9 protein-coding genes are annotated in these 8,984 nt (G+C 42.3%); 2 read left to right on the forward strand and 7 right to left on the reverse strand.

Translation table 11 applies throughout. The features are described from left to right. Window positions 1–353 precede the first annotated feature (353 nt). The 3 genes from AC805_RS01590 to AC805_RS01600 all read right to left on the reverse strand — a co-directional run bounded on the left by AC805_RS01590 (window position 354) and on the right by AC805_RS01600 (window position 3,688). A complete protein-coding gene (locus tag AC805_RS01590; protein ID WP_009625950.1) occupies window positions 354–731 on the reverse strand; it encodes a P-II family nitrogen regulator in 378 nt (125 codons plus the stop codon). A 96-nt stretch (window positions 732–827) separates the two neighbouring features. Continuing rightward, entirely contained in the window at window positions 828–2,507 is a 1,680-nt protein-coding gene (locus tag AC805_RS01595) for an APC family permease (RefSeq protein WP_055073793.1), read from the reverse strand. Between the two features lie 860 nt (window positions 2,508–3,367). After that, window positions 3,368–3,688 (reverse strand): hypothetical protein, encoded by a 321-nt coding sequence (locus AC805_RS01600; RefSeq protein WP_055073794.1) that lies wholly within the window; start codon window positions 3,686–3,688, stop codon window positions 3,368–3,370. A gap of 509 nt (window positions 3,689–4,197) precedes the next feature. Between AC805_RS01600 and AC805_RS01605 the strand changes: the two genes are divergently transcribed. Together AC805_RS01605 and AC805_RS01610 are read left to right on the forward strand one after the other, a co-directional pair. Continuing rightward, a complete protein-coding gene (locus tag AC805_RS01605) occupies window positions 4,198–4,686 on the forward strand; it encodes a hypothetical protein (protein WP_156341274.1) in 489 nt (162 codons plus the stop codon). Next, window positions 4,683–5,663, forward strand: a complete 981-nt coding sequence (locus AC805_RS01610; protein ID WP_055073796.1) for a histone deacetylase — start codon at window positions 4,683–4,685, stop codon at window positions 5,661–5,663. Before AC805_RS01605 ends, AC805_RS01610 begins: the two co-directional genes overlap by 4 nt. Here the strand turns inward: AC805_RS01610 and AC805_RS01615 are convergent. From AC805_RS01615 to AC805_RS01630, 4 genes are all read right to left on the reverse strand, one after another. Continuing rightward, window positions 5,660–6,793 carry a pentapeptide repeat-containing protein gene (locus AC805_RS01615; RefSeq protein WP_055073797.1) on the reverse strand — a complete coding sequence of 378 codons (1,134 nt, stop codon included), beginning with the start codon at window positions 6,791–6,793 and terminating at the stop codon, window positions 5,660–5,662. The two genes, AC805_RS01610 and AC805_RS01615, sit on opposite strands and share 4 nt — an antisense overlap. Before the next feature lie 65 nt (window positions 6,794–6,858). Beyond that, window positions 6,859–7,392 (reverse strand): hypothetical protein, encoded by a 534-nt coding sequence (locus AC805_RS01620; RefSeq protein WP_055073798.1) that lies wholly within the window; start codon window positions 7,390–7,392, stop codon window positions 6,859–6,861. A 253-nt stretch (window positions 7,393–7,645) separates the two neighbouring features. Further along, complete coding sequence (locus AC805_RS01625; RefSeq protein ID WP_231662393.1) at window positions 7,646–8,404, reverse strand: Sir2 family NAD-dependent protein deacetylase; 759 nt, start codon at window positions 8,402–8,404, stop codon at window positions 7,646–7,648. A gap of 90 nt (window positions 8,405–8,494) precedes the next feature. Beyond that, window positions 8,495–8,839: a hypothetical protein gene (locus tag AC805_RS01630; RefSeq protein ID WP_055073800.1), complete on the reverse strand. Its 345-nt coding sequence runs from the start codon at window positions 8,837–8,839 to the stop codon at window positions 8,495–8,497. Window positions 8,840–8,984 lie beyond the last annotated feature (145 nt).

Below are 8,984 nucleotides of genomic sequence, written 5' to 3' on the forward strand. Positions count from 1 at the left end.
CTAGAAGAGCATACCGCCCGCGTAGCGGGCGGTATGCTCTTCTGTGTTTTCAAGTTAAGCAATGGCTACGCCATTGCTTAACTTGAAAACCCTATTTTCCAAGAATAGTTTCAACTAAAAGACTGGCAATTGTAATACCAAACATTACCTTGATCGATAGGCGTAAGCCAGATTTATAGATTTTTTGTTGTTGCCTCAAGGTTAAGTAATTCCATCGATTGGGTTGTATTTCCCATTTTTTCATGGCTGCTCATACTGAATAAATAATAAATAAACCCAAGAAGAAGATGTGCCATTTTGGAACACCTTCTTTTTGATTCAACAATTCATTGTTTGCAAGATATTATCCGAATCTAGGCAAGAGCTTCTTCTAGGGAAAGAGCCTCTTCATTCTCTTCGCCAGTCCGAATTCGTACCGCTCTTTTTACAGGTATGACAAATACCTTGCCATCACCAATTTTCCCAGAATGGGCGGTTTTGACAATAGTATCGACAACTGCATCGGTAATATCGCTAGAGACCACGATCTCAATCTTGATCTTAGGGATAAAGTCTACGGAGAAAGGTTGGCGATCGAATCCCTGAAGTCCTAAGAATGCCAAAGGGCGACCTTTTTGTCTACCAAAACCCTTAGCGCCCGTCACAGTCGCGCCTTGAACGCCAATTTTGACTAACTCATCTTTTACTTCATCAAGTTTGGAAGGCTGAATAATCGCAATGATTAAGTCCATAGATTTTGGATTTGATTTCTAAATAGTGGGAATGGAAAGGAAAGTCGTGATGAATACAGCCGTAGCAAGATTTATCACAGCTAGATAGAAGTTACATTAGCGGCGAGTTTCGGATGGTTCTTCACGGAGAGGATGGCTGATATCGGGAGGCAAGAAAATAGATTTGCCGCTCACCGCTCCTTGAATCAAGATATACGCGAACCCAATGACAAAGAAGGCAATACCAGCTCCGATCGCAATCTGGGAATTCCGAGCAGAATCGCCGCCAGCCGTGAAGCCAAAGTAAAATACAGCAAACAGCATGGCAAAGTTTAAAATAGTGCCAAGGATGGGAATAACTACAGTTGTGATGGGATTGGTTTGTTCTTCCAGCAAATGATCTAATGTGGCGACTAAGGTAACTAGGCAGGTAAGTCCATAAAAGATGAAAGTGCCTATGTTTGACATCAATGTTACTTGAGTCAAATTATTGACATTGAGTACACCATAACCGCCGATTCCTGCCGAAATCAGGGTCAAGAAAATTATGCCTATGTGGGGAGTGCGGAATTGTCTGTGTAATCTACCAAATACCTTTGGCAATTCTCCATCGATACCCATAGCGTAGGTAATACGTACGCCAGTTGAAAGAGAAGATAAAGTCGTACCAATCAGTGCTACAAGCACAGAAATCGCCATAATCAGGGTGAGGGCGAATCCATGTCCGCCTAAAATTGTATCTCCTAAGATTCTAGCCATATCTCCAATAGGAGCACCTGATTGAGCTGCGGCATCAAAACCTGTCAGGATGCTTCCTCCGTCATATTTAGAAGCGTCAAGGCTCAAAGCTTTAATTGCTTCACCCAAATTAGTAATCTTAGGATCTAAGCCAGCCGTAAAGGAAGCTTGATCTCCAGCCTTATTAATAACGCCAGCATAGGCATTGCTGATGAAGAAGTTAGCTCCGAAATATTCAAAGAAGTAGCATACACAGGCTTGAATAACTAGGGAGAGAATAACGGCTTTTGGCACGTCACGTTTGGGATTGATCGCTTCTCCCGCTAAGGCAGTAGCCGACTCGAATCCCACCACAAGTAAAATTGCAATGCTAACTTGGAAAATCAATCCTGGAAAATCATGGGGTAAAACAACGCTTAGGGCGTTGGCATGTTCGTACTGAAACTCAGGATGCCCTAATCGAAAAACAATGAATAGGAGTCCCAAGAATACCAAGGAGACGATCTGAATAATATTAATAATAATATTAATCAAGGTCGAACCCGTTACGCCAAAAAGGGCGATAATTCCGACAAAAATAGCAAAGACGGCACTTATAGCAACCTGCCATTGCCAAGCCGAGGCAAAATCAGGGTTGAATAGCTGTCCTATGTATACGACCAGCGTGCCCATGAAGGCAACCATCACCCCTGGGTAGACCCAGTAGTAGAGGTGCGATGACCAGCCCACAAGAAACTTGACGATGCGAGCAAATCGGAAGTGTTTGTGTTCCTCTTTAGCTATGATTGCTGCTTCAGCATAATAATAGGAACTTCCAGCACCAGCAGCGGAATAGGCTTTAGAGAGAGTTGCAAAGCAACTGGCTGTAAGTAAGGCAATTCCAGTGGCGATCGCAACTGATGCCCACATATTTGGTGCAGAAGCCTTTGGAGCTTGGAGCTGATAGGTAGTCCAGAGGAATGCTCCTGGTGCAATTAGCGCCATTGCGTTAATCGTTACACCAATTAAACCTAGAGTTGGCTTGAGTTCTCCACCTCCAGAACGATTGGCATCAGACATAGTTCACCTTAAAATATGTATACATCATTTAGTTCTTGAGAAGTGGTCACTTAAGTGGAAGTAGTCACTTAAGTGATAGTTGTGATTGAGGTTATTCCTATGTCATCCTTACAATAGACTCACAAGAAATTAAATTTCAATCTTTTTGAGCTATTTATAGTAACGAAAACAAAGTGATATCGCTTCTCAAAGAAGATATCGAGCAATCACAAATCACTCTTAAGCAAAGCGGATTTATAAACTGCTACTAATCCAACAGACTTAGGAAATGCATTCAGGCAGATAATTTGGCAATGTCATGTCGATCTTCAGAAAATCCTTGGAAAGCCAAGAATTAATGTTGACATGATTAATGCTTATTAAAATAGTTTCGATACTAATAGAGTCTGGTTGTAGTTATCAATACAATCAAAACTAAGATCCAGATCTCTTGAATGGTAAATAACATCCAGAGACATCTCCATCTATTCCTATAGCTTCAAAACTAAGAATTTTCCAGATTAAAACATCACATTATTCAAGCCCTACGGTGAGGCTTAACTAAGAAGAAATATTTATTTCTATGTGTATAGATATGAATATTGCGACTTTAAGAATTTAAAGATTGTTGTTAAAGTTACAAACTAGTATTACGGTTTGTTTCTAAACCTATAAAATTCCCAAGTTAAACCCAATCGATAAGGATTGGCGGTGAGCCGCCCATCCTTATCGATTTAACGTGAGTTCAGGATAATTTGAAACGGGCTTTGAGAAAGGGTTGGCTACGCCAACCCTTTCTCAAAGCCCAAAAGTAAAAGCCTTGCGTAGCAAGGCTTTTACTTTTGGGCTTTGAGGATTTGCTAGCTTAAACAGAACTGACGTTATTTAACTCCAGATTGAATAATTACACCGCCAGCTACGATCGCTGCTAATCCTATCCAAGTGGAATTGGGAATACTCTCTTTGAAGATCAGAAATCCCCATAGGACACTAATTACTGCAAAGACCGCAACATAGACACCTAATAACTTTGAGAAATCCCATTGAACGAGGTTGACCATTAGTCCATAGCAGCCAAGAGTAAGAAAGCCTGCTATAACTAGGGCAATATTGCTGCTGACGAGCCCCTTGCGAACTAAGGCATCTCCACCTACTTCCAGTAAAGCGGCAGCAATAAAAATTAATCCTGTCAGATAATTCATCAAAATCAGTTTAAGACTTGTAAGAGAAACCGTACACTTGGGATTATTACATCTCTTTTATATCTGTAAAAGTATTAGATGTGTCGGAAAATATCTTGGATAAACCTTTAAGATTTGCAGGTAAGCATCGGTGATAAGTACTTGTGCAAAATAAATTACGGCAACCTGTAAAGTTAAGCCCCTACGGGGCTTAACTTTACAGGTTTGGATCTGTTTAGATCTGTAATTAATTATGTCTAGCTACTTACTAAGTACCAATGCTTGCCTAGTAATTAATTCAGCATGATTAAAAGCCACAACCAGAGAGTGTAATACCAATTCCCAAAATGGCAACGCCATTTTGGGAATCTCAAAACCTTACTGGGTTTGTTTTTTAATTCACTAAAGTGTTAGTTCACTTCAGTGAATTGGTATAACTTTTGTGCAGCGGGCGGTACACTCTTCTGGGCTTTTACCTATGCTTAGCTACTTAGGTTCCGTTTAGTATAGATAGTTCAAAGTCAGGTTTTATGAGTACCAAGGTTTATATTTGGCTTCCTAAGGGAGGAAGAGTTGGACATTCCTCTATGCAAGTTGGCAATGAAACCTACATCAGCTTTTGGCCTGGACAGGGCAGAAAAGGATTTGTCCGCAGCATTATCCGAAGTCTTACGATGAATGTGAAGCGCCGCCCGTTCTATCGCGACTATTCTGCTGATTGCGCTGCGGAGGAGTTCGAGCCTTTGGTAGTCGAACTGTATAAGCTGAATGAGTCAGCAATTCAGAAGTACTGGGAAAAGGTGCAGGCAAGCGGACTCTCTTACGAGTTGACTGAGTTTAACTGTTCCACAATCATTGCTAATGCTCTTTATCTCGGTTCGGGATTGCAACCCTCTTTTCGTCCTCTGGCGGAGGTAGATGATTATGTGGGGATGGGAATTCCGATGGGCAGGGTCGAGGCTTGGCAACCGAGCAATATTTTGCAATATGCTAAAGAACTGAAAAGGAAAGAGGGATGATAGAAACTAGCGATTCAATCATAATTCGTCCTAAAGTGGTCTATTCCCCAGACTACGACATTAAATTTCTTGGGCTTGAGAAGTTACATCCCTTTGATAGTTGTAAATATAGTCGTGCTTGGCGTGTTTTAGCCGATCGCTTTGGCGATCGCTTAATTGCTAATAGTCTAACTCCAGTGGCTCCAGCGACCGCAGAAATATTGCAATTAGTCCATACATCTGACTATCTCAAAAATTTGCAGCGATCGCATTTTGTGGCTAAATCTCTAGAATTAGATTCTTTGGGATTTCTGCCGATAGGTATCCTCGATAGTCGGGTATTGAAACCGATGCGGTTGGCGACTATGGGAACTGTCATGGCATCGGAAGCCGCTCTGGAGTTTGGCATGGCGATTAATCTTTCTGGTGGATATCACCATGCCAGTGCGGAGCGTGGGGAAGGATTTTGTATTTATTCCGATATTGCCATTGCCATTTCCTTATTGCGGCAATCGCAAAAGATTAATGCCGAGGATCGGGTGGCGATCGTCGATCTCGATGCCCATCAGGGGAACGGCTTAGCGAGGATCTTTTATGAAGATCCCAATGTACATATTCTGGATATGTACAACCAGCAAATCTATCCTAACGATACCTATGCAAAGGAGCGTGTGGATTGCGCTATACCCCTGTTATCAGGAACGAAGGACGATCGCTATCTGGGATTGCTAAAAGAGCGATTGCCCGCTTTTTTGCAGGACTCGGATCTCCCGAAAATTGTTTTTTATAACGCGGGAACCGATATTTACGAGCGCGATCTCCTTGGCGGCTTAAAAGTTTCAGCAGAAGGGGTGCTAGAACGCGATCGCTTTGTTTTTCAAACAGTTATCAACTTGGGTATTCCCTTAGTGATGGTACTTAGCGGTGGCTATGCTCCCGAAAGCTATCGCTTGATTGCCCATAGCATCTCCGATGTCTTGCAAACATGGAATAACTAGCGCTTAATCATCCCTTGCTTTTTGGGATCGAATTTCGCGCTAAATTCCGTGCGATCGTCGTAGTAGGATCCCCTGAGATTGGCTCCAGCGAGTTTTGTCCTATATAGGTTCGCGCCTGCTAAATTTGCGCCTGCCAAATTTGTATCCAATAGCTCCGCACCAAAAAGATTTGCCCCCGCTAAATTTGCCCCTGCTAAATTGGCTTTAGCCAGATCCGATTCTCGCAAATCGACAGCTTCTACATTGGCTTGGCTTAAGTTAGCACCCTGTAAGTTCGCTCCGAAACAATCAGACTCAGCCAAATTTGCCCCCGCTAAATTTGCCCCCGTCAGATTAGCGCCGAGGAGATTGGCTTGACTCAAAATTGCTGAAGTCAGATTGGCTTTGCTCAGGTTAGCTTTGCGGAGATTTGCCTTTGTCAAATTCGCTCCTATTAAGAAAGACTGGCTTAGATTGGCATTCTCTAGATTAGCCTCGCAAAATAAGGAGCCTTCCAGTTTTGCTTCAAGTAAATTAGCGGAATCTAAATTTGCTAGGGATAAATTAGCCTTGGCAAGATTGGCTTTACTTAAAACCGCTAAATACAATTGAGATTCTGACAAATCAGCTTCGCGAAGGTCTGCCTCGGTTAGGTTAGCGCGATTTAAAATGATTTGTTTTAGGGATGCTTTTACGAGAATTGCGGCGCTAAGGTTGGCTTGGGTCAGATCGGCTCGCTCTAGGTTGGCACGGCTCAAGTTGGTTGAGCTTAAATTTGATTGACTCAGATCGACATGGCTCAAATTGGCAGATGCACAAATTGCATCCGACAGGTTGATATTGACAAGACTAGCGTCGCTCAGATCGGCTTCATAGAGATTGGCTCTAACTAGGTTAGAACGATCTAAACGAGCCGATCTGAGGTTGGCTCGCACTAGGTCGGTGCTACTTAAATTGGCGATCGCTAATACTGCATTTTGGAGATTAGCTCTAAACAGATTCGCTTGTTTTAAATTAATGCCAGCCAGTTGAGCATTTTGGAGGTTGATATCACAAAGATTTACCGACTCAAAGCTTCTTTCTCCTGCTAGGTACTTTTCCAACAGATATGCAGCCGTTAGAATCGTTTTTTTCTTATCCTGCTTAGGCATTGGCGTTTGCTGGGTTTCTTGAGGATAGCCCTATCATAGAGTCTTGATAGGACAAGTCAAGGCATCTATTTACGAATTTCTTGGGTGGCGAGCATCTGTTCAGCAAGTTTGATTTCGCGATCGGAACCATTCATCACGATTAAGTAATCCCCTTGAGCGATTAGTTGGTTATAGGTATGAGCCTGCTTTTCGGTTATCCCTAAACCGATTAAAGCGCCAACCAATCCCCCCGCCGCAGTAAAAATGCCACTACTGATCATTGTGAAAATAACGGCATTGGCTAGGGCAATCTGTCCTACTGCTGGTAAGGCTAAAATCCCCAACCCCACCCCTAAACCAACAGCTCCGCCTAACCCATTACCGATTAACCACCCCTTTTTTAATCCCAATCCCGTTCCTGAAATCGTTCCCACCTGTTTCTCCGCAATCGGTTGTTTTACAGTCACCATTTGACCGTTTTCTATGCAGGCTGTCATATCGCGACCAACCAAAAAAATGTTCGCAAGGGGAAAACCAGCAATAACTAGGGAATATAAAGCCTGTCCTGCCGCCTCAAAATTGGAAAATACGGCAATTGCTCGACAACGTTGACCAATCATTATTTTAGATTCACAGTTTGAATTTAAATTCTGTATTTAAAGCTACCAATATATTATTAGCAGATAATCCTATGATTGGCTACATTTTTATAAAATCCTAGTAAAGTCCCTCAGCATTAAACATAACGTGAGTTCGAGATAATTTGAAACAGGCTTTGAGAGAGGATTTGCTTAGTAAACCCTCTCTCAAAGCCCAAAAGTAAAAGCCTTGCTACGCAAGGCTTTTACTTTTGGGCTTTGAGAATTTGCCAGCTTAACCCGAACTGAAGTTAAGCATAAGAGGTACAAGCTCTTCGGCATATCCTAAATACTCCTCTTTAAAGTAAGGATTCTTTGGCTCCATTGGTTCCAAGTTAATCAGGATAGTTCTAGCCCCAGCATAATCGGCGGAACGGACAAAGGAAGATGCAGGCGAGACAGTTCCCGAAGTACCTATGGCTATAAAAAGGTCGCAATCTCGTAAAGCAAGTTTTGCTGCCCAAGATTCTTTCAGAGGTAGCTGTTCGCCAAACAAAACTATATCTGGGCGCAAACACGAACCACAGATCTGGCAGATAGGCAGCGTATTATCATGAGGATCGTTATCTAAGTGAGGCGCTAGGCTACAAGTTGGATTGCTACATCGAGTTCGATGAATACTACCATGTATCTCAAGCACGTTAGAGCTACTTGCCCGTTGATGAAGTCCATCAATATTCTGGGTAATGAGTGTGAATTTCTGGTCTGGAGACAACTGGGCTTCAACTTCTGCCAGTCTGATATGGGCAGCATTTAGGGGTGCAGTTTTTACCTGTCTCCTCAAAGCGCCGTACAATTGCCAGATTGCTTTGGGATTAGTTTCAAGGAGAGAGTGATCCGAAGATTCAAGGGGATCGATTTCATCCCACTGCCCTCCCCGACCGCGAAAAGGACGAATTCCAGAAGCAGCAGATACCCCAGCCCCAGTGAGAACAACAATATTGCGAAAATGGGAAAGATTTAGCGATCGCATGAAATAGTTCTTTTTATTCAATTAAAAGCCCTATTGGTGTCACAAAAGACATAAGGACGTTTCACGACCTTGTGTAAAACGTCCCTGATAATAAAGAGAACGTAGTCTAAATTAACGGAATACAATGGGATCATCTAGATTTTTACAGAAGTCAATCAGTGATGGCTCACTTTCACTCCCATCAGCAAATTGAGCTTTAATCCACTGACTACATGCTTGATTGTTCGTGGAACTATCCCAAACCATCTTGACATTATCACCTGGAAAGATTCCCGAACCAATATCAAATCTTCCCCAGCTTTTACTCGGCTCCGCTACTAATAAATTCTTGATGGTAGAGTTGCTATTGTTCTTAACGTAGAAATACCATTGTTCGGCTGAGGCAGAAGCGACATTTGCCACTAAACTGAAGGCAAATAGACTTGCAGAGACCAAAAGACCTTGTTTGATAAGCATTGGGAGCCCCTCAAATTAACTTGTGATATGACTATAATCTATAAAAAACTTTTTGTGACAATCAACTTCAATCCTTATAACTTTTTATAACTTTTAACTTACTTTTTAAGTAGTTAAGCATAATTAAAAACCAAAACCAGAGAGC

The organism is Pseudanabaena sp. 'Roaring Creek' (assembly GCF_001402795.1).
In the GTDB taxonomy this organism is placed as follows: Bacteria; Cyanobacteriota; Cyanobacteriia; order Pseudanabaenales; family Pseudanabaenaceae; genus Pseudanabaena.